Source organism: Bradyrhizobium sp. AZCC 1693, assembly GCF_036924745.1.
GTDB lineage: Bacteria > Pseudomonadota > Alphaproteobacteria > Rhizobiales > Xanthobacteraceae > Bradyrhizobium.
The window spans coordinates 5,881,868-5,902,396 of record NZ_JAZHSD010000001.1 but is presented as its reverse complement, the minus strand read 5'-3'; the positions used below and the strand labels follow the sequence as shown (position 1 = coordinate 5,902,396).

Genomic DNA, 20,529 nt, shown 5'->3' with positions numbered 1-20,529 from the left:
CTATGAAGAATCTCGTTTCGCGTTTCGTGAAGGATGAGTCCGGCGCCACCGCCATCGAATACGGCCTGATTGCCGCCGGCATCTCGATCGCGATCATCAGCGTCGTCAACGGTCTCGGCTCCACGCTGTCGACGAAGTTCAGCAGCATCTCGAGCTCACTCAAGTAAGCGACGGCTACGAGCAGGCGTCAAGGCCCCGGCTTGCCGGGGCCTTTATCGTTTTGCAAGGCGTCGTTGCAAAGCGCGCGCCGAAACCAACAAGCCGCCGCCGGATGTTCGAACGTGCGATTTCCGGCATTTCCCGATTGTTCACTTCTCGTGGCTAGGCTCGGTCAAGGCTTGGCCTCCCGGGCCAACCACAGCCTCGCGTGAACTCATGATCCTCGATACCGCCCGCCTCCTGCTGTTTCCGGCCCTGATGGCGTTCGCAGCCGCGAGCGATCTGTTCACGATGACGATTTCGAACCGGGTGTCGCTGGCGCTGATCGCCGGCTTTGTGGCGCTCGCGCTGCTGGGCGGCATGGGCCTGCACGACATCCTCCTGCATTTCGGGGCCGGCGCGGCCGTTCTGGTGGTGGCCTTCGCCTGCTTCGCGATGGGATGGGTCGGCGGCGGCGACGCCAAGGTCGCGGCCAGCGTTGCGCTCTGGTTCGGTTTCGACCATCTCCTCGATTTTCTGCTCTATGCCTCGCTGCTCGGCGGGGCGTTGACGGTCCTGCTGATCCAGTTTCGGCAATGGCCGCTGCCTTCCCTGCTTACGGGACAAGCCTGGCTGAACCGGCTGCACGACAAACAGAGCGGGATTCCCTATGGCATCGCGCTCGCCATGGGCGCGCTGATCATCTATCCGCAGACCGACTGGATCAAGGCGATCGACCTCGCTCATATCGCCATGCGCTGATCCGGCGTCGCTAACTTTCCGTTAAGGCAATTTACACACGCCTCATTAACCATGCTTTGACGAATAGCTGGTCAACTCCCATCACGGCGGCGGAAGCGTCGCAGCGTAATGTGGAAAGTGAAGCGTAATGAATACCGCACGCATTGTGGTCCTGGCCATCGCCATCGGCGCCGGCGGCGTTGCCGCGTATCTCGCCAGCGGGTCTGACGACAAGCCTGCGCCGGCCCAGCCGGTCGCGCAGCTCCAGACCATCGATATTCTCGTGGCCAAATCGGATATCGGCCTTGGCCAATCGGTCAAGCCGGACGATCTGCAATGGCAGACCTGGCCGGCCGCGACCGCCAGCAGCAGCTTCATCAGCCGCGCCAGCAAGGCCGACGCCATCAAGGAAGTCACCGGCTCGATCGCGCGCGCGCCGTTCATCGCGGGCGAACCGATTCGCGAACAGAAGCTGGTGAGGGCCGACGGCTCCGGCTTCATGGCGGCGATCCTGCCCGCCGGCTACCGGGCCATTTCCACGGAAATTTCGCCGGAAACCGGCGCCGGCGGCTTCATCCTGCCGAATGATCGTGTCGACGTAATTCTTACCAAGCGCGACAAGGGTGCCGCCGGTCCGGACCTCCCCAATGCGGAGGTCATCCTCAGCAACATTCGTGTTCTCGCGATCGACCAGGCGCCGAAGGAAAAAGAGGGCTCGAGCTCGCTGGTCGGCAGGACGGTCACCCTCGAACTGAAGCCCGAGCAGGCCGAGACGCTGGCGCGATCGCGCCAGAGCGGCACGCTGACGCTGGCGCTGCGCAGCATTGCCGACGTCAACGCGGTCGAGAAGCCGGACGACCAGCAATCCAACAGGCGCGGCGAAAACCTCAACGTCATTCGATATGGCGTTGCCAGCCAGCAGACGGTGCAGAAGTGACCGAAAGGACGCACGATATGAAGTGCAGGGAAATTCAGCCGATGATGCGAACGTTCATCGTCCGCGCCCTGTCGTTTTCGGCCGTGGCTGCTCTCACGCTCAATCCGGCACTGACGCCGGTAGTGGCGAGCGACTATCGCACCTCCGCTCCGGTCAGCACCGACGGACAGATGAACGCGCGGTTCGTTTCGCTCGGGATCGGCAAATCGATCGTGATCGACCTGCCGCGGGAGATCAAGGACGTACTGGTCGCCGATCCGAAGGTCGCCAACGCCGTCGTCCGCTCGACCCAGCGCGCCTATATCATCGGCGCCGCGGTCGGCCAGACCAATATCGTCTTCTTCGACTCCACGGGCGCGCAGATCGCGGCCTACGACATCGCGGTCAAGCGCGACCTCAACGGCGTGCGCGCCGCGCTGAAGCAGTCGCTGCCGAATTCGGACGTCCTGATCGAGGGCGTCGGCGACGGCGTGGTATTGAGCGGCTCGGCAGCGAGCCCGATCGAGGCGCAGCAGGCCGTCGATATCGCCGCCCGCCTCGTGGGCGGCGCGGACAAGGTTGTCAATTCGATCGCCGTCCGCGGCCGCGACCAGGTGATGCTGAAAGTCACGGTCGCTGAAGTCGCCCGCAGCATCATCAAGCAGTTGGGTATCGATATCACGGCCAACATGAACTACGGCACTGCGGTCGTGAAATTCGACAACTCCAACCCGTTTACCGCCCTCGGCCGTCCCGCGGTCGCGACCAACGCGCTGCAGACGGCGTTCGGAAACACTCCGTCGGTGACGGCTACGCTCCGCGCGATGGAGAGCGCCGGCGTCATACGCACGCTGGCCGAGCCCAATCTGACCGCGATCTCGGGCGAAGCCGCGACCTTCATTGCCGGCGGCGAATTTCCCGTTCCCGCAGGCTATTCCTGCGATCCGCTCACGCGCGTCTGCACCACCCAGATCTCATTCAAGAAATTCGGCATTTCGCTCAACTTCACGCCGGTGGTGATGAGCGAAGGACGAATCAGCCTCCGCGTCATGACGGAAGTCTCGGAACTGTCGAACGACAACTCGATCACGCTGACGCAGTCTCTCAGCAACAACTCGACGAACTCGCTGACCATTCCCTCGGTCAAGACCCGCCGCGCGGAAACCACCCTGGAGATCCCCTCCGGCGGCTCCATGGCGATGGCGGGCCTGATCGCGGACCAGACCAAGCAGGCCATCAACGGCCTCCCCGGTCTGTCGCAATTGCCGGTCCTCGGCACGCTGTTCCGCAGCCGCGACTACGTCAACAATCAGACCGAACTGATGGTTCTGGTCACGCCCTATGTGGTGCGCGCGGTGGCGCAGAAGGATTTGTCGCGGCCCGACGACGGCTTTGCCGCCGCCTCGGACCCGCAGGCCGACCTGCTCGGCAGCATCAATCGCATCTACGGCGTTCCGGGCCGTGTCGAAAAGGCCCGGAATTATCGCGGCACCTACGGCTTTATTACGGACTGAGGCGGGACGATGACACCGAGGATGAAATCAAGGAAGCCCGCCGATCCAAGGCGCGCCCTCTGCATGGCGGGAGCGCTGATCGGTCTTTCCGTGGCGCTTGGCGCCTGCAAGCACACCACCGATGTGGTGACGACGGCGGGCGCGCCCGACGACTATCGCCTGCGCCATCCGATTGCGGTTCAGGAAGCCGACCGCTCGATCGTGGTTTTCGTCGGCCGCGGACGCGGCGGCCTTTCCGCCTCCCAGCGCGCCGACGTGATGTATCTGGGCCAGACCTGGATGCGGGAAGGCACCGGCATCATCACCATCGACGTGCCCGTCAGTACGCCGAACGCGCGAGCGGCCGAAGATTCATTGCGCGAAATCCAGGCAACACTTGCCGCCGCCGGCGTGCCACCGCGCGCAACCAATGTCCGCCAGTATCGCCCCGAAGATCCCAGGCACATGGCTGCGATCCGCCTCAACTATCCGAAGATTTCGGCGGTGGCCGGCCCATGCGGGCTGTGGCCGGAGGATCTCGGACCGTCGATCCACAACAAGAGCTATTTCGACAACAAGCAGTACTACAATTTCGGCTGCTCCAATCAGCGCAATCTGGCGGCGATGGTCGACAATCCGTCCGATCTCGTGCAGCCGCGTCCCGAAACCCCAGCCTTCGCGCCGCGCCGTGGCATAGCCTTCGAAAAATATCGCAAGGGCACGCCCACCGCGACCACCTATCCCGAGGCCGACAAGGCCAAACTCAGCGATACCGGCAAATGATCACTTACTCGCGCCAGAACCCAGAACAGCAGCCGGAAATCGCGGCTCCGTCTACCGAGGATCACATCGCGCCGGCGCCGCGGGTGTCGGTGCAGGCTTTCTGCGAGACGGTGGAAACCGCGGCCGCCGTGCAGTCGGCAGGCGAAGACCGTCGCCTCGGCAAGGCTCACCTCAAGATCCAGATGGGCGGCATGGCCGCTGCCGTCGAGGCCTACCGCTCGGCCCCGACCCCGAACGTCATCATCCTGGAGACCGAAGGCCGCAACGACATCCTCCTCGGCCTCGACCAGCTCGCCACCGTCTGCGACGCCGGAACCCGTGTGATCGTGATCGGGCGCATCAACGACGTCATGCTCTATCGCGAACTGGTGCGCCGTGGCGTCAGCGATTACGTCATCGCCCCGGTCAGCGCCATCGACGTCGTACGCTCGGTCTGCAACCTGTTCTCGTCGCCGGAAGCCAAGGCTGTCGGCCGCATCGTTGCCGTCGTCGGCGCCAAGGGCGGCGTTGGCGCATCCACTGTCGCCCACAACGTCGCCTGGGCGATCGCGCGCGATCTGGCGCTGGATTCCGTGGTCGCCGATCTCGATCTCGCTTTCGGCACCGCCGGCCTCGACTACAATCAGGACCCGCCGCAGGGTATCGCGGATGCGGTGTTCTCGCCCGACCGGGTCGATACCGCGTTCCTCGACCGCCTGCTGTCGAAATGCACCGACCATCTCAGCCTGCTGGCGGCGCCGGCGACCCTCGACCGGGTCTACGATTTCGGCGCGGAGGCGTTCGATTCGATCTTCGATACGCTTCGCACCACGATGCCCTGCATCGTGCTCGACGTACCCCTTGGGCTCACGACACAAGTGCAACACCTGCTAGGGTGTTGTGGCGATGGGACAATGTTATGGCCAGCTCAGCCTTGAAGAGCGCGTTGAGATTTACCGCCTGCATGCAGGCGGTAAATCTCAAAACGAAATTGCGTCTGCGCTCGACCGGGCGCCATCGACGATCAGCCGGGAGCTGCGGCGCAATTCCCGGCCTACCAAGGTCTGGGCCGGGGGCTACGAGCCTGTCCGGGCTCAGCAATTGGCCGAGCGTCGGCGACGGTGGGATGGCCGCTTCAAGCTGGCGCGCCAGCCGGACCTGCGAAACCGCGTGGGCAAACGCCTTGCGATGGGACATTCCCCAGAGCAGATCGCTGGCCGGCTGGCGCTGGAACATGGTCGCGTCATCATCAGCCATGAGTCAATCTATCGTTTCATCTATCATCGTGCCGCTCAGAAGGATTGCTGGCACCGCCTGCTGCCGCGCCGCAAACGAAGACGAGGGCACCGTCCAGGACGCAGCCCCGCCAGCCTCATCAAACAACGGCGCTCGATCACCGAACGCCCCGCCGAGGTCGAAGGCCGCGGGACACCGGGCCATTGGGAAGCCGACTTCATGCTGTTCGCCCGATGTGGCCAAGGGTTGCTTGTTCTCCACGAACGGCAAACCCGCTTCAACATGGTTCACCGACCACTCGATCGAAAAGCTGTCCGCACCGCTCGGACCATCGGCCGTCAACTCGGCAAACTTCCCCAAGCAATGCGCAAAACCGTCAGCTTCGACAACGGGAACGAATTCGCCGAGCATCACAGGCTTCACCAAACCCTCGGCGTCCAGACCTTCTTCTGCGATCCCCATAGTCCCTGGCAAAAAGGCGGCGTGGAAAACATCCATCGGGCGCTTACGACGCCTGCTGCCCCGCAAAACTGACCTCAAACTCATCACGGCAGCCGACCTCAAGCGGCACGTTCAGCGCCTCAACGATACCCCACGCAAATGCCTGGACTTCAAGACGCCCGCCGAGGCATTCTCCGCACTCAAATCAATCGTTGCACTTCAAACGTGACTCCATCCCCCATCAATGGTCGGGATGGACCAAGCGCGCGCTGATCGCGGCCGACGACATCCTGATCGTGGCGGCGCCCGATCTCGCCAATTTGCGCAACACCAAGAACATCTACGACCTCTTGAAGACATCGCGGCCGAACGATCGCGCCCCGCTCTATTGCCTCAATCAGGTCGGCATCCCGAAGCGTCCGGAGATCCCCGCCGCCGAATTCGCCAAGGCGATCGAAAATCACCCGATCGCCACGATACCGTTCGAGCCGCAAATCTTCGGTTCGGCCGCCAACAACGGCCAGATGATCGCGGAAATCGCCGCAACCCATCGCACCACCGAGATGTTCCTGCAGATTGCGCAGCGGCTCACCGGCCGCGGCGAGACCAAGAAGCCGAAGAGTTCGTTGCTGTCGCCTTTGATCGAGAAGTTGCGGGCCAAGAAGTAGACAGCCTGCGTGGAGTGCCATCGTGTTCGGTAAGCGTAGTGGAAATGATATCGATACGCGGGTACTGAAGCCCGCCATTCAGGCGCCGGAGCCGGCTTCAGCGCCGGCCGTTTCGCGCGAGGTGGCCGCGCCGGCCGTCGCGTCGCCTCCGATCGCGCCCATGAAGGCGCCGCCGCCCGCCCCTGCCATGGAGGCGAGGCGATCCGACAATTACTACCAGGTCAAGGCGACCATCTTCGGCGCCCTGATCGAGGCGATCGACCTCGCCCAGCTCGCCAAGCTCGACGGCGAGTCCGCGCGCGAGGAAATCCGCGACATCGTCAACGAGATCATCGCGATCAAGAACATCGTGATGTCGATCGCCGAGCAGGAAGAACTGCTCGACGACATCTGCAACGACGTGCTCGGCTACGGCCCGCTGGAGCCGCTATTGTCGCGCGATGATATCGCCGACATCATGGTCAACGGCGCCGGCACGGTGTTCATCGAAGTCGCCGGCAAGATCCAGAAGACCGGCATCCGCTTCCGCGACAACCAGCAGCTGCTCAACATCTGCCAGCGCATCGTCAGCCAGGTCGGCCGGCGCGTCGACGAATCCTCGCCGATCTGCGACGCCCGCTTGGCCGACGGCTCCCGCGTCAACGCCATCGTTCCGCCGCTGGCGATCGACGGGCCCGCCCTCACCATTCGTAAGTTCAAGAAGGACAAGCTGACGCTCGACCAGCTGGTCAAGTTCGGCGCGATCTCGCCGGAAGGCGCGCAGATCTTGCAGATCATCGGCCGTGTCCGCTGCAACGTGCTGATCTCGGGCGGCACCGGTTCGGGCAAGACCACGCTGCTGAACTGCCTGACCCAGTTCATCGAGGAGGACGAGCGCGTCATCACCTGCGAAGACGCAGCCGAACTTCAGCTGCAGCAGCCTCACGTGGTGCGGCTGGAAACTCGGCCGCCCAACATCGAAGGCGAAGGCCAGGTCACGATGCGCGAACTGGTCCGCAACTGCCTGCGCATGCGCCCCGAACGCATCATCGTCGGCGAAGTCCGCGGACCCGAAGCGTTCGACCTGCTGCAGGCCATGAATACCGGCCACGACGGCTCGATGGGAACGCTGCACGCCAACAACCCGCGCGAAGCCCTGTCACGCTGCGAATCGATGATCACGATGGGCGGCTTCTCGCTGCCCTCGCGCACCATCCGCGAGATGATCTGCGCCTCGATCGATGTCATCGTGCAGGCCGCGCGCCTTCGCGATGGCTCGCGCCGCATCACCCACATCACCGAGGTGATGGGCATGGAAGGCGACACCATCATCACCCAGGATGTGTTCCTGTACGACATGGTCGGCGAAGACGCGAACGGCAAGATCATCGGGCGGCACCGCTCGACCGGCATCGGACGTCCGCGGTTCTGGGAACGGGCGCGATATTACGGCGAAGAGAAGCGGCTTGCAGCCGCGCTCGACGCCGCCGAAGTCACCGAGAAGACGTGAGGGGTCCATGAGCATACAGGCGCTCGCACTGGCGTTTCTCGCCGCCACCGCCATTGGCGGCCTGGCCTGGGTATTCATCTATCCATCGCTGTCAGGCGAGAGGAAGGCCGAATCGCGCCGCGCCTCGATCGCACGTACCGACGCTCCGGCGCGTCAGGTCGAGAAAACCCAGCGCTCGCGCCGTGAGCAGGTCGAGGGTTCGCTGAAGGAGCTCGAAGCCCGACACAAGAAGGACAATGCCGTCTCGCTCACCGGCCGCCTCGCCCAGGCCGGCTTGGGATCCTGGACGCCCCAGAAATTCTGGATCGTGTCAGGCGTTTCCGGCGTGGTCGGATTCGTGCTCGCCTTCATGATCGGCCGCCACCCGCTGGGCGCCGCTGTGATGGCTTTCGCCACGGGCCTCGGCCTGCCGCGCTGGGTCCTCGGCTTTCTCAAGAGGCGACGCGAGAAGGCGTTTCTGAAGGCGCTGCCCGACGCCGTCGACGTCATCGTGCGCGGCATCAAGGCCGGTCTGCCGCTGTTCGAATCGATCAAGGTGGTGGCAACCGATTCGCCCGAGCCGCTCAAGAGCGAGTTCAGAGCCATCATCGAAACCCAGACCATCGGCATGCCGCTCGGCGAAGCCTGCGCGCGCCTGTATGAGCGGATGCCGCTGCCGGAGGCGAACTTCTTCGGCATCGTGGTCGCGATCCAGCAGAAGTCCGGCGGTAACCTGTCGGAAGCGCTCGGCAACCTCTCCAAGGTGCTGCGCGACCGCAAGAAGATGGCCGAGAAGATTCAGGCGATGTCGACGGAAGCCAAGGCCTCCGCAAGCATCATCGGCGCGCTGCCGCCGATCGTGATGCTGCTGGTCTGGATGTCGACGCCCGACTACATCGCGATGCTTTGGACCCATCAAATCGGTCAGTTCATGCTGGTGTGCTGCGTCGTCTGGATGACGATCGGCATCCTGGTGATGAAGAAAATGATCAATTTCGACTTCTGACGGTGCTGCCATGATTGATTTGCTGATCTCCAAGATGCACGACGCGCGGTTCATGACCATGCTGCTTGCCGCGATCGCGGCAAGTGCGACCGCCTATACGCTGATCATGCCGCTGTTTGCCGGCGAAGGCCTCGCCAAGCGCATGAAAGCGGTCGCCAGCGAGCGCGAACGGCTCCGCCAGCGCGAGCGCGACCGCCTCAACAAGTCGGAAAAAGTGTCGCTGCGGCAAGCGCCGACGCAACTTGTTTCCAAGGTGGTGGAAGATTTCAACCTGACCAGATGGCTGGCGCAGGAAGCCGCACGCGACAAGCTGATCATGGCCGGCTATCGCGGCCACGCGCCCTACGTCACTTTCCTGTTTGCCCGCGCGATGACGCCGATCGCGCTGTTTCTCGGCGCGGCGCTCTACGTGTTCGTGATCACGCAGTTTGACAAGTCATTGACGGTCAAGCTCGGCATTTGTATCGCCGCCGCCTATCTCGGCCTGCAGGCGCCGATGCTGTTCCTGAAGAACGCCATCACCAAGCGCCAGCTCCAGATCAAGCGCGCCTTTCCCGACGCGCTCGACCTGCTTCTGATCTGCATCGAGTCCGGCATGTCGGTCGAAGTCGCCTTCCGCAAGGTCGCAACCGAGATCGCCGGGCAATCGATCGCGCTGTCGGAGGAATTCGCGCTGACCACGGCCGAATTGTCCTACCTGCAGGATCGCAAGGTGGCCTACGAGAACCTCGCCAAGCGCACCGGCCTCGAGGGCGTGAAATCGGTCTGCCTGGCGCTGATGCAGTCGGAACGCTACGGCACCCCGCTCGGCCAGAGCCTGCGCGTGATGGCGCAGGAAAACCGCGACATGCGGATGACCGAGGCCGAGAAGAAGGCGGCAGCGCTGCCGCCGAAGCTGACCGTGCCGATGATCCTGTTCTTCCTGCCGTGCCTGTTCATCGTCATTCTCGGACCGACCTACATCAAGGTCCAGATGATGCACTAAGGCAATCGGCGCGGCTTGGCCGTCTGGCCAAAACTTCGACAAGCCCGCACCGGGAAAGCCCGAGCGAAGTCTCTGAGCAGAGGTCTCTGAGCAGAAGTCTTGGAGCAGAGGTCTTGGAGCAGAGGTCTTGCACAGCCGGAACCGGGCGAGGCGGTACGACGCTACACCCGGCCCTGCTTGCGAACAGCGTTGGAATATTGGATTCGCCTTCGCCCTCCGAGCTACGGCGGACAAGTCACCCGCCGGAGCCTGGAGCAAGTCGGGCGCGTTCGCGCGACCTGTGGCGGGTGATGACGGCTGCGTGCGGGCGACGACGGCTGCGATGCTCAGTCGGGCCGGTTGAGGGCTGCGACCGGCACGGTCTTGCCGCCATTGCGCGGGCTGTCCTTGCGGCTCAGCATTTCCCGCAAGTAGGCCACATTGGCGGCCGCTTCGTCGGCGGGCAGATCGCCCTTGGCGATGGTCTCGGCTTCCGCGAAGCGGCCCTGCAGGCCGACCACGAGCGCCAGGTTTTGCCGTACCCTCCCGTCGGCGCGGGGATTGGAATGGGCGCGTCGCAGCGTTTCCTCGGCTTGCGGCAACTCCCGCGTCAGCATGTAGGAGAGACCGAGATTGGACAGCACCGACGGCTCTTCCGGCACGATCTTCAGCGCGCTCGCGTAATAGCCGCGGGCCTCCTCGTGCTTGCCCATCTTGTCGAGCGTGGTGCCCTGCACCGAAAGAATACGCCAGTCGGGATTGGCGGGCGAATGGGCGCGGCTGAGCACATCGAAGGCCGCCTGCGAATTGCCGTTGTCGGCGAGCGCGCGGCCGTAAGCGGCAAGCAGCGTCTTGTTGCCGGGATGGGCGATGGTGGCCTGTTCGAGCACGGCGGCGGCCTGCGCCCGCTGGCCGGTGGCGCGCAGCGCCTGGCCGTATCCCATTGCCGCCTCGGCATCCTTGGGGTTGGCGCGATATCGCTCGCCGTAAACCTCGACCGCGCGGCGCGGATCGTCGGGAACGGCCTGTGCTTTGGGAGACGATGAGGTCAGCGACCCCGTTATGTCGGACATGGTCTGGCAGCCGCCAAGGCCGGCAGCGAGAACCGCCGTCACGGCCGCGGAGGAGAGGAACCGGGCAAGAGACCGGGAATGGCAGGACTGTCGACGCATGGCACTTCAACTCACGGGAATGGCTGGCGAAGGGAGCCGAACGCGCCAGCAATAGACTGTTAACCCTAACGGCCGGTTAATTGGCCGTGCTATGCCATCGGCACCACCCCGCCCGTCCCCTTCCGCGAGACCCGCATGCAATCCCCGTTCGAGACCGCGCCCGACGCCGCTGCCATTCCGATCATTTTCGCTACCAAGACCACATGGCCCGGGATCGCCAGGGAGCTTCCCGAGCAAGCCCGGCAGTTTGCGGCGGCCAACGACTTCACCGCCAAGCCCGGCAAATGCCTGACGCTGCCCGCGCCCGACGGAAAGATCGCGCAGGTCGTTTTCGGCATCGAGGACGAGAGCAGCAAATCCCGCGACCTGTTCAGGCCCGGCGCCCTGCCCGGCCTGCTGCCGCCGGGCGTCTATCGCTTTTCCAATGCGCCGCATGATGCGCGGCTCGCGACGCTGGCCTTTGCCCTTGGGAGCTATCGCTTCGGCCGTTATCGCAAGGCGGACCGGCCCAACGTCCGGCTGACGCCGCCCGACGGCGTCGATGTCGCCGATATCGCGCGGATGTCGGAGGCGGCCGCGCTGGCGCGCGACCTGATCAATACGCCGTCGAACGACATGGGCCCGGCGGAACTGGCAGAAGCTGCGCAGCAATTGGCGACGCGCTTCGGCGCCCAGTTCAACTGCATCGTCGGCGACGAGCTGGTGAAGCAGAACTTTCCGCTGATCCACGCCGTCGGCATGGCCTCGACGCGCGTCCCGCGCCTGATCGACCTGAGCTGGGGCGATCCCGCCCATCCCAAAGTGACGCTGGTCGGCAAGGGCGTCTGCTTCGACACCGGCGGCCTCGACTTAAAACCGTCCAGCGGCATGCTGATCATGAAAAAGGACATGGGCGGCGCCGCCAACGTGCTGGCGCTGGCGCAGATGGTGATGGATGCGAAGCTGAAAGTGCGGCTGCGCGTCCTGATCCCCGCGGTCGAGAACGCGGTGGCCGGCAACGCCTTCCGCCCGCTCGACATCTTCAAGTCGCGCAAGGGACCGACGGTCGAGATCGGCAACACCGACGCCGAGGGGCGGCTGGTGCTGGCGGATGCGCTGGCGCTGGCGGACGAGGAGAAGCCGGATCTGCTGGTTGACCTCGGCACCCTGACGGGGGCGGCGCGGGTGGCGCTGGGACCGGATTTACCGCCCTTTTACACCCATGATGAGACGCTGGCCGAAAGCGTCGCAGTCCATGCGAAACGGGAGAACGATCCATTGTGGCGAATGCCGCTGTGGCCGCCCTATGATTCCTGGCTGGATTCGAAGACAGCCGACATCAACAATGCGCCGTCCGGCGGCTTTGCCGGCTCGATCACCTGCGCGCTGTTCCTGCAGCGCTTCGTCACCGATGCAAAAAGCTGGCTGCATGTCGATATCTACGGCTGGACGCCATCCGCAAAACCCGCGCGCCCCGAAGGCGGCGAATGCCAGGCCGCGCGCGCGATCTACAAACTGCTGAGCGAACGCCATGCATGATCCGCGTCTGACGCCGGCACGGCCTGAGGTTGCCGCGAAATATCTGGAAGGCAAGGTGAAGGCCGCGCGTTTTGTCGACGGCGAGGAATTTAGCGTGCGTGAGGCCGTCGCGCCGGTGCGCGAGGGACCTGCTGCGGACACCTTGCTGGTGACGCAGGCGCTGAAGGGCGAGCGCGTCACCATCTACGACCGCAATGGTGAAGGCTTTGCCTGGGGCAAATTGAACGGCGATGGCTATGTTGGCTGGATTCCCGATGCAGCGCTGACAAAGCCCGCGGTCGCACCGACGCACAAGATCACGGCGTTGCGGACCTTTGCGTTTCCGGGTCCGTCGATCAAGCTGCCGCCGGTCGAGACACTGTCAATGGGCGCGCGCGTAACGATTGCCCGTGAAGACGGCGCATTCGCCGTGACGGACGAAGGCCGGTATCTGCCGCGACAACATGTCGGTGACCTCGACGCGGTGGAAAGGGATTTCGTCGCGGTCGCCGAACGCTTTGTCGGCACGCCCTATCTCTGGGGCGGCAAGAGCTCGCTCGGCATCGATTGCTCCGGCCTCGTCCAGGTGGCGCTGAACGCCGCCGGCACCGGCTGCCCGCGCGACAGCGACATGCAGCAGGATGGGCTCGGCCGGGCGCTCGACGCAGCCGAGGCGAAGCGATTACAACGCGGCGACCTGATCTTCTGGAAAGGCCACGTCGCGATCGTCCGCGACGCCGACACCATCGTGCACGCCAATGCGCATCACATGGCGACGGTGGTGGAGAACACGCGCGAGGCCATTGCGCGGATCAAGGCGGCGGGAAGCGAAGTGACGGCGATCAAGCGGCTATAGCCACACCCTCAACCGTCATCACCCGCGAAGTGTTTAGTCCGGAGACATGGCTGACACCTGTTCGGACACATCACTGACAGGTTGGTCATTGGTCAAGTCGATCGATGCGACCTGCCAACTGGCAAAGAAGATACCGTAGTGGCCGTCGCGATCGAGCGGGCGGATGGCAAGGCGCTCGCCGACGAAGGCTTTCGGAACTTTCCAGAACTGTCCCTTGAAAGAGATGTAGCTTCGGGTCGGCGAGACGGTCCGAACCGTCTCGCCGAGGTCGTATTGCACCTCCGGAATACGGGCCGGCATCGCACGTGAACTCGGCCGAAAGCGGTCGGCGGGGACGCTCATATCGAGGCCTTGGTGAGGCCGCTCCAGATTGTAGACCATGCGCCAGGCGTCGAGGGCGCGCTGGACCTCCGGCAGGGTGCGGAAGGGGCGCATGGCAAACACTTCGGCGTTGAGGGTGCGATGGAAGCGCTCGTTCTTGCCGCGGCCCTGCGGGTGGCACGGTCTGGCATGCACCACCCTGATGCCGAGCTTGAGCAGCCACACCTTCAGCCCGGTCCAGCGACCGCCGGACGTATCACCCCAAGGTGAGCCGTTATCGATATAGAAGGCCTCCGGCAGGCCATAGCGGCGGAACGTGGCCGTCAGATGCTCCTGCAGCTCGTTCTCACACGCCTTCAGGCACGGGACATAGCGCGAATGATCGTCGATCACCGTCAGCGGATGGCATCGCGTCCCGTTGGCGAGTGGCATGTGGCCCTTGAAGTCCATCTGCCACAACTGATTGGGAGCTTCCTTCTCGAAGCGATGGCCTGGATTGGGCGGCGCATTCTCGCTCGGCTTGATCCGGTCGTTCCGACACAGGATCCGATGCACGGTGGACGGCACTGGCACAGCCTGCCCATTGCGCTTCAGGCAATGGGCGATCTTGCGTGCTCCCCAAGCAGGATGCTTGTCGCGCACAGTTACGACCCGCGCCTCCACGGCAGCGGCGCTGCGCTTGGGCATCCGCTTCGGACGACGGGACTGATCCGAAAGCTCCCGATCGCCGGCCTGCCATCGCCTCAGCCATTTGTAGCCCACATCAGGACTGATCCCGAACCGCCGGCAGAGCTCCCGGCGGTTCGCTCCTTCCTGCAAGGCAAGTCGCACGAACTCGCGTCGCTGATCCATTACTGACACCTCGCTCCACGGCATGGACGGCTCCCGAATCGACCAATCCAGCCAATTTTGATGTGTCAGCTATGTCTCCGAACACCCGTCAGTGATCTGTCCGGGCTAAACAGAAGGCGGGTGATCCAGTACTCTGAGACGAATGTGAGTAATCGAGGGGCCGCGGCGTACTGGATACTCGCCTTCGCGGGTATGACAGTCCGTACTATGGCTCCGGCACCGCCTCGATCCGGAAAGCGGCCGCGAACAGCGCGCGGGTGTAGTCGCTCTTTGGGTTCTTGAAGAGCCCCTCGGCGGGCCCCTCCTCCACCACTTTGCCGTGGCGCATCACGATCAGATGGCTGGCGAGCGAGGCCACCACGCGCAGATCGTGCGAGATGAACATGTAGGTCAGGTCGCGCTTGCGCTGCAGTTCGCGCAACAGGTCGACCATCTGCGCCTGGAACAGCATGTCGAGCGCGCTGGTCGGCTCGTCCAGCACGACGAAATTCGGCTCCAGCACCACCGCGCGCGCGATCGAGATGCGCTGGCGCTGGCCGCCGGAGAATTCGTGCGGATAGCGGAAGCGCGTTTCCGGATCGAGGCCGACATCCCGCAGCGCCTTGACGACGCGCGTCTCGCGCTCCTCATACGACAGCGACTTCTGATGCACGGTCAGGCCCTCGGCGACGATATCGCCGACCGACATGCGCGGGCTCAGCGCGCCGAACGGATCCTGAAACACGATCTGCATGTCGCGGCGGAACGGCAGCATGGCCTTGAAACGCAGGCCCTGGATGTTGCTACCGAGGAACACGATCGGGCCATCGGAGGAAATCAGCCGGAGCAGCGCCAGCCCCAGCGTGGTCTTGCCGGAGCCGGATTCGCCGACGACGCCGAGCGTCTCGCCCTTGCGGACCGCGATGCTGACGCCATCCACCGCCTTGATATGGCCGACGGTCGAGCGCAGCAGGCCCCGCTTGATCGGAAACCAGACCTTGAGATTGTCAGCCGACATCACCACCGGCTCGTTGGGCCGCGGCGGCGCCGGGTCGGGCTTGGGCTCGGCCGCCAGCAGCGCGCGCGTGTAAGCATGCTTCGGCGCGGTGAATACTTCTTCGACCGGTCCCTGCTCGACGATCTTGCCGGAATTCATCACGCAGACGACGTCGGCGATGCGGCGGACGATGCCGAGGTCATGGGTGATGAACAGCATGCTCATGCCGAGCCGCGACCTGATTTCGGCTAGCAGCGCCAGGATCTGGGCCTGCACGGTGACATCGAGCGCGGTGGTCGGCTCGTCCGCGATCAGGAGGTCCGGCTCGTTGGCGAGCGCCATCGCGATCATGACGCGCTGGCGCTGGCCGCCCGACAATTGATGCGGATAGCTCTTCAGCCGGGTTTCGGGATCGGGAATGCCGACCTGCGTCAGGAGTTCCAGCGTGCGCGCCCGCGCCGTCTGCCCGCTGATACCGCTGTGCAGGGAAAGGATCTCGGCGATCTGCGCCTCGATCGTGTGCAGCGGATTGAGCGAGGTCATCGGCTCCTGGAAGATGATCGAGATGTCATTGCCGCGGATCTCGCGCATCTCGCTTTCCGCCGCCGTCAGCAGCTCGCGGCCGCGGAAGCGGATGTGGCCGGAGGGATGCGAGGCGCTGGGATACGGCAACAGCTTCAGGATCGACAAGGCGCTGACGGATTTTCCGGAGCCGGACTCGCCGACCAGCGCCACGCATTCACCGCGCTTGACGGAAAACGAGACCCGGTCGACCGCGAGCGTATTGCCAAACGCCACCGAGAGGTCGCGGACATCGAGCAGGGGCTGATTGATGGCGTCCATGCGCAGCCCCTACCTGAACGTCTTGCGCGGATCGAAGGCGTCGCGCGCGGCTTCGCCGATGAAGATCAAAAGCGACAGCATGATTGCGACCGAGAAGAAGCCGGTGAAACCGAGCCACGGCGCCTGCACATTGGCCTTGCCCTGCGACAGCAATTCGCCGAGCGACGGCGAGCCGGGCGGCAGGCCGAAGCCAAGGAAGTCCAGCGCCGTCAGCGTCATCACAGAGGACGACACGATGAACGGCAGGAACGTCATGGTCGCCACCATCGCATTCGGCAGCAAATGACGGAACATGATGACGGCGTTGGAGACGCCGAGCGCCCTCGCCGCCTGGATATATTCAAAATTTCGGCCGCGCAGGAATTCGGCGCGCACCAGCCCCACCAGCGACACCCAGGAGAACAGCAGGAGAATGCCGAGCAGGATGAAAAAGCCCGGCGGCAGCACCGCCGATATGATCAAGAGCAGGTAGAGCGAGGGGATCGCGGTCCAGACTTCGATCAGCCGCTGGAAGGTGAGATCGATCCAGCCGCCGAAATAGCCCTGCACGCCGCCGGCGGCGATGCCGATAATCGAGGACAGGATGGTGAGCGTCAGCCCGAACAGCACCGAAATGCGGAAACCGTAGATCAGGCGCGCGACCACGTCGCGGCCCTGATCGTCGGTTCCGAGCCAGTTGTATTCGAGATCGCGGCAGCCCTTGAGGCCCCTCTTTTGCACCACCTCCTTGCACTGCTCTTCCGTCAGCATCCAGGTCGGCTTCGACGGCGCCGGCGTCGGCAGGTCAAGATTGTGGGTGTCGTAGGAGTACCGGATCGGCGGCCAGATCACGGTGCCGCCCTTTTCGGAAATCTGCTTCTGCAGATAGGGATCGCGATAGTCGGCGGTGGTTTCGAAATCGCCGCCGAAGGTGGTCTCGGAATAGTTGAAGATAACCGGCCAATAGAGACGGCCGTCATATTTGACGACGAGCGGCTTGTCGTTGGCAATGAAATTGGCAAACAGCGAGACCGTGAAAAGCATGAGGAAGATCCAGAACGACCAATAGCCCCTTCGGTTGGCCTTGAAATTCTGCCAGCGGCGGCGATTGAGCGGCGACGGCGCAAACGCGTGACGGATCGGCGGCACGACTTCGCCGAGCGGCGACTGCGTCGTGGTCTCGACCGGCTGGGGCGCGGTGATCGTCATCATCAGACCTCACGCGCCTCGAAATCGATCCGCGGATCGATCCACATGTAAGCGAGGTCGGAGATCAGGTTGACCACGAGACCGACCAGCGAAAAGATGAACAAAGTTCCGAACACAACAGGGTAATCGCGGTTCAAGACGCTCTCGAAACCGAGCAGGCCGAGGCCATCGAGCGAGAAGATGGTCTCGATCAACAGCGAGCCGGAGAAGAAGGCGTGAATGAACGCGCTCGGAAAGCCCGCGATCACGATCAGCATCGCGTTGCGGAAGATGTGGTTGTACAGCACCTGGCGCTCGCTGCAGCCCTTGGCGCGCGCGGTCATCACATACTGTTTGCGGATCTCGTCGAGGAACGAGTTCTTGGTCAGCAGCGACATGGTGGCGAAGGCGCCGAGCGCCATCGACACCAGCGGCAGCGTGATGTGCCAGAAATAATCGATGATCTTCCAGTACCAGGGGAACTGCGCCCAGCCGTCGGAAGTCAGCCCACGCAGCGGGAAGATGTTAAGGAACGAGCCGCCGGCGAGCAGGATGATCAACAGGATCGCGAACAGGAATCCCGGGATCGCAAAGCCCACGATGATCACCGCCGACGTCCAGGTGTCGAACTTCGATCCGTCGGCGACGGCCTTGCGGATGCCGAGCGGAATCGAGATCAGGTACGTCAGAAGCGTCATCCAGATGCCGAGCGACATCGACACCGGCAGCTTCTCCTTGATCAGCTGGATCACGCTGACGTCGCGAAAATAGCTCTTGCCGAAATCGAAGCGGGAGAAATTCCACACCATCAGCGCAAAACGCTCCGGCGCCGGCTTGTCGAAGCCGAACTGCGCTTCCAGCTTCTTGATGAAATCGGGATCCAGCCCCTGCGCGCCGCGGTATTTCGAACTAACGGCGTCCGCGGACGCACCGGCCTGGGGACGTGCACCAAAGTCACCGCCGCTGCCACCCGACACCCTGGAGCTTCCGCCGGTATCGGCGCCGGAGAGCTGTGCGATCACGCGCTCGACCGGGCCGCCGGGCGCAAACTGCACGACCACGAAGGAGACGAACAGTATCCCGAGCAACGTCGGGACCATCAGGAGAATGCGGCGGGCGATATAGGCGGTCATGAATTATTTCGCCTGCTCGAGCTTTGCGGCCTTGGCAGCGTCGTACCACCAGTTCTCCGGCGCACCGGTGCCCTGGGCGTAGCGCGCAGGCTTGGGCGGATGCGCAAACTGATCCCAATACGCGATCGGATGGGTGGTGCGGAACCACTGTGGCACCCAATAGCGGCCGGCGCGAAATACCCGGTCGAGCGCGCGGCAGGCGTTGGTCAGGTCAGCGCGCGTTTCGGCGCCGATCGCCTTGTCGACCAGCGCGTCGATCGCGGGGCTGGCTACTCCAGCCAAATTGTACGATCCCTTGGTGGCGGCCGCATGCGATGTAAAATACGGCCGCAGGCTGTCACCCGGCGTCGGCGACATGCTCAGGCGCATTGTCGTGACGTCGAAATCAAAGGCTTCCACCCGGGCGCGATACTGCACAGCGTCAATCAACCGGATGCTGGCGTCGATGCCGAGCTGGCCGAGATTCTTGATGAAGGTCGCGTGGTGCGGCTGGAACGACGGCTCGTCGAGCAGGAACTCGATCGTAAAAATCTCGCCATTCGGCAGTAGCCGCTTGCCGTCCTTGATGGGGATTTTCGCATCCTGAAGCAATTGCTGCGCCTTGCGCAGCAGCGTTCGGTCCTGGCCCGAGCCATCCGACACGGGCGGCACGAACGGCTCGCCGAACACCTCGTCCGGCACCTGTCCACGGAACGGCTCGAGCAGCTTCAGCTCTTCCGGCGAGGGCAGCCCGGTCGCCACCATGTCCGAATTCTGGAACGGCGAAACCGTGCGCGCATAGGCGCCATACATCACGGTCTTGTTGGTCCATTCGAAATCGAACGCATTGATGATCGCTTCGCGTACCCTGGGGTCTTTGAACTTGTCGCGACGGGTATTGAAGAACCAGCCCTGCCCACCTGACGGCAATTCATCCGGCAGGGTCTCGCGCTTGACACGGCCATCCTTGATCGCCGGGAAGTCGTAACGCGTAGCCCAGATCCGCGCAGTGAACTCTTCGCGGTAGAGATAGCTCTTGCCGGTAAAGCCTTCGAACGCCACGTCGCGGTCGCGATAGAACTCGTAGCGCACGGTGTCGAAATTGTAGCTGCCGCGATTGACGGGAAGATCGGCCGCCCACCAGTCCTTGACCCGGTCATACTCGACGTAGCGGTTGATCTCGTATCGGCCCACCTTGTACGGCCCCGAACCGAGCGGGATATCGGTGGTCGATTCCTCGAACGGCCGCGTCGCGTAATACGCCTTGGAGAAGATCGGCAGGCCCGCGACATAGAGCGGGACATCGCGCGCGCGATTCGGCGCAAAGGTGACGGTCACCTGCTCATCGTCCGGCGCCTCCGCCTTCACGAAGTCGCGCAACTGAACCAGGATCAGCGGGTGACCCTTTTCCTTCAGAATGTTCAGCGAGAAGGCGACGTCATGCGCCGTCATCTTCGAGCCATCGTGAAAACGCGCCTCCGGCCGCATCGTGAAGCGGTAGGTGAGCTTGTCGCGTGAAATCCACACCGATTTTGCCGCAAGGCCGTACATCGCGTCGGGCTCGTCGTTGGCGCGCGCCATCAGCGAATCAAAGGTTAGCTCCATGCCCTTCGCGCCCTCGCCCTTAAGGATGAAGACGTTGAACGAATTGAACGTTTGGAAGGACTGATTGTAGGCGCGGGTCGACGGGATCGAGGAAAACAATCCGCCCTTGGGCGCCGCCGGATTGACGTAGTCGAAATGCTTGAAGTCGGCGGGATATTTCAGATCGCCGAACACCGACAGGCCGTGCGTTTCATGGCCGGCCTCGGACGCAGCCGCGGGCCTGAAGCGCGCCGCGCTCAGCGCGCCGACGCCGAGCCCCAGCACGTGCCGGCGATTGAGTAGCGCCATGCGCGAT

16 protein-coding genes and 3 pseudogenes are annotated in these 20,529 nt (G+C 63.7%); 13 read left to right on the top strand and 6 right to left on the bottom strand.

Annotation, left to right across the window (positions count from 1 at the left end):
- Positions 1-2: 2 nt before the first annotated feature.
- From V1293_RS27915 to V1293_RS27865, 11 genes and pseudogenes are all read left to right on the top strand, one after another.
- On the top strand, positions 3-167 hold the full coding sequence (locus V1293_RS27915; RefSeq protein WP_334513958.1) for a Flp family type IVb pilin: 165 nt from the start codon (positions 3-5) through the stop codon (positions 165-167).
- A 208-nt stretch (positions 168-375) separates the two neighbouring features.
- Positions 376-900, top strand: coding sequence for an A24 family peptidase (locus V1293_RS27910; protein ID WP_334513956.1), 525 nt, complete (start codon positions 376-378; stop codon positions 898-900).
- Between the two features lie 127 nt (positions 901-1,027).
- Positions 1,028-1,816, top strand: a complete 789-nt coding sequence (cpaB, locus tag V1293_RS27905) for a Flp pilus assembly protein CpaB (RefSeq protein WP_334513955.1) — start codon at positions 1,028-1,030, stop codon at positions 1,814-1,816.
- Positions 1,817-1,833: 17 nt separating this feature from the next.
- Positions 1,834-3,309, top strand: coding sequence for a type II and III secretion system protein family protein (locus V1293_RS27900; RefSeq protein ID WP_334513953.1), 1,476 nt, complete (start codon positions 1,834-1,836; stop codon positions 3,307-3,309).
- Between the two features lie 21 nt (positions 3,310-3,330).
- Positions 3,331-4,071 (top strand): CpaD family pilus assembly protein, encoded by a 741-nt coding sequence (locus V1293_RS27895; RefSeq protein ID WP_334513951.1) that lies wholly within the window; start codon positions 3,331-3,333, stop codon positions 4,069-4,071.
- Positions 4,068-4,910 (top strand): annotated as a pseudogene (locus tag V1293_RS27890) (AAA family ATPase); the annotation flags it as partial. The gene V1293_RS27895 and the pseudogene V1293_RS27890, both read left to right, overlap by 4 nt.
- A 46-nt stretch (positions 4,911-4,956) precedes the next feature.
- Positions 4,957-5,956, top strand: a pseudogene (locus tag V1293_RS36245) (IS30 family transposase).
- 4 nt (positions 5,957-5,960) lie between these two features.
- Positions 5,961-6,395, top strand: a pseudogene (locus tag V1293_RS27880) (AAA family ATPase); the annotation flags it as partial.
- Between the two features lie 22 nt (positions 6,396-6,417).
- Positions 6,418-7,884, top strand: a complete 1,467-nt coding sequence (locus V1293_RS27875) for a CpaF family protein (protein ID WP_334513948.1) — start codon at positions 6,418-6,420, stop codon at positions 7,882-7,884.
- Positions 7,885-7,891: 7 nt separating this feature from the next.
- The gene (locus V1293_RS27870) at positions 7,892-8,869 is read left to right on the top strand and encodes a type II secretion system F family protein (RefSeq protein WP_334513947.1); all 978 of its coding nucleotides are present in this window, start codon (positions 7,892-7,894) and stop codon (positions 8,867-8,869) included.
- Between the two features lie 10 nt (positions 8,870-8,879).
- Positions 8,880-9,854, top strand: coding sequence for a type II secretion system F family protein (locus V1293_RS27865; RefSeq protein ID WP_334513945.1), 975 nt, complete (start codon positions 8,880-8,882; stop codon positions 9,852-9,854).
- 326 nt (positions 9,855-10,180) lie between these two features.
- On the opposite strand, the gene V1293_RS27860 is transcribed toward V1293_RS27865, so the two are convergent.
- A complete protein-coding gene (locus tag V1293_RS27860) occupies positions 10,181-11,005 on the bottom strand; it encodes a tetratricopeptide repeat protein (RefSeq protein ID WP_334513943.1) in 825 nt (274 codons plus the stop codon).
- A gap of 135 nt (positions 11,006-11,140) precedes the next feature.
- Between V1293_RS27860 and V1293_RS27855 the strand changes: the two genes are divergently transcribed.
- Both V1293_RS27855 and V1293_RS27850 read left to right on the top strand, forming a co-directional pair.
- Complete coding sequence (locus tag V1293_RS27855; RefSeq protein ID WP_334513942.1) at positions 11,141-12,523, top strand: leucyl aminopeptidase family protein; 1,383 nt, start codon at positions 11,141-11,143, stop codon at positions 12,521-12,523.
- Positions 12,516-13,358, top strand: a complete 843-nt coding sequence (locus tag V1293_RS27850; protein WP_334513940.1) for a C40 family peptidase — start codon at positions 12,516-12,518, stop codon at positions 13,356-13,358. Before V1293_RS27855 ends, V1293_RS27850 begins: the two co-directional genes overlap by 8 nt.
- 33 nt (positions 13,359-13,391) lie before the next feature.
- Here V1293_RS27850 and V1293_RS27845 read toward each other — a convergent pair whose 3' ends face one another.
- From V1293_RS27845 to V1293_RS27825, 5 genes are all read right to left on the bottom strand, one after another.
- On the bottom strand, positions 13,392-14,555 hold the full coding sequence (locus V1293_RS27845) for an IS481 family transposase (protein WP_334513938.1): 1,164 nt from the start codon (positions 14,553-14,555) through the stop codon (positions 13,392-13,394).
- Between the two features lie 181 nt (positions 14,556-14,736).
- The gene (locus V1293_RS27840) at positions 14,737-16,350 is read right to left on the bottom strand and encodes an ABC transporter ATP-binding protein (protein ID WP_334513936.1); all 1,614 of its coding nucleotides are present in this window, start codon (positions 16,348-16,350) and stop codon (positions 14,737-14,739) included.
- 9 nt (positions 16,351-16,359) lie between these two features.
- The gene (locus V1293_RS27835; protein ID WP_334516937.1) at positions 16,360-17,538 is read right to left on the bottom strand and encodes an ABC transporter permease; all 1,179 of its coding nucleotides are present in this window, start codon (positions 17,536-17,538) and stop codon (positions 16,360-16,362) included.
- A gap of 2 nt (positions 17,539-17,540) precedes the next feature.
- A complete protein-coding gene (locus V1293_RS27830) occupies positions 17,541-18,650 on the bottom strand; it encodes a microcin C ABC transporter permease YejB (RefSeq protein WP_334513934.1) in 1,110 nt (369 codons plus the stop codon).
- A 3-nt stretch (positions 18,651-18,653) separates the two neighbouring features.
- Complete coding sequence (locus V1293_RS27825; protein ID WP_334513932.1) at positions 18,654-20,522, bottom strand: extracellular solute-binding protein; 1,869 nt, start codon at positions 20,520-20,522, stop codon at positions 18,654-18,656.
- Positions 20,523-20,529: the final 7 nt, after the last annotated feature.

Bases quoted from the DNA above. Each gene is read 5' to 3' on its own strand.
- V1293_RS27915 (WP_334513958.1), top strand. From the start codon at position 3: ATGAAGAATCTCGTTTCGCGTTTCGTGAAGGATGAGTCCGGCGCCACC.
- V1293_RS27910 (WP_334513956.1), top strand. From the start codon at position 376: ATGATCCTCGATACCGCCCGCCTCCTGCTGTTTCCGGCCCTGATGGCG.
- cpaB (WP_334513955.1), top strand. From the start codon at position 1,028: ATGAATACCGCACGCATTGTGGTCCTGGCCATCGCCATCGGCGCCGGC.
- V1293_RS27900 (WP_334513953.1), top strand. From the start codon at position 1,834: ATGAAGTGCAGGGAAATTCAGCCGATGATGCGAACGTTCATCGTCCGC.
- V1293_RS27895 (WP_334513951.1), top strand. From the start codon at position 3,331: ATGAAATCAAGGAAGCCCGCCGATCCAAGGCGCGCCCTCTGCATGGCG.
- V1293_RS27870 (WP_334513947.1), top strand. From the start codon at position 7,892: ATGAGCATACAGGCGCTCGCACTGGCGTTTCTCGCCGCCACCGCCATT.
- V1293_RS27865 (WP_334513945.1), top strand. From the start codon at position 8,880: ATGATTGATTTGCTGATCTCCAAGATGCACGACGCGCGGTTCATGACC.
- V1293_RS27860 (WP_334513943.1), bottom strand. From the start codon at position 11,005: ATGCGTCGACAGTCCTGCCATTCCCGGTCTCTTGCCCGGTTCCTCTCC.
- V1293_RS27855 (WP_334513942.1), top strand. From the start codon at position 11,141: ATGCAATCCCCGTTCGAGACCGCGCCCGACGCCGCTGCCATTCCGATC.
- V1293_RS27850 (WP_334513940.1), top strand. From the start codon at position 12,516: ATGCATGATCCGCGTCTGACGCCGGCACGGCCTGAGGTTGCCGCGAAA.
- V1293_RS27845 (WP_334513938.1), bottom strand. From the start codon at position 14,555: ATGCCGTGGAGCGAGGTGTCAGTAATGGATCAGCGACGCGAGTTCGTG.
- V1293_RS27840 (WP_334513936.1), bottom strand. From the start codon at position 16,350: ATGGACGCCATCAATCAGCCCCTGCTCGATGTCCGCGACCTCTCGGTG.
- V1293_RS27835 (WP_334516937.1), bottom strand. From the start codon at position 17,538: ATGACGATCACCGCGCCCCAGCCGGTCGAGACCACGACGCAGTCGCCG.
- V1293_RS27830 (WP_334513934.1), bottom strand. From the start codon at position 18,650: ATGACCGCCTATATCGCCCGCCGCATTCTCCTGATGGTCCCGACGTTG.
- V1293_RS27825 (WP_334513932.1), bottom strand. From the start codon at position 20,522: ATGGCGCTACTCAATCGCCGGCACGTGCTGGGGCTCGGCGTCGGCGCG.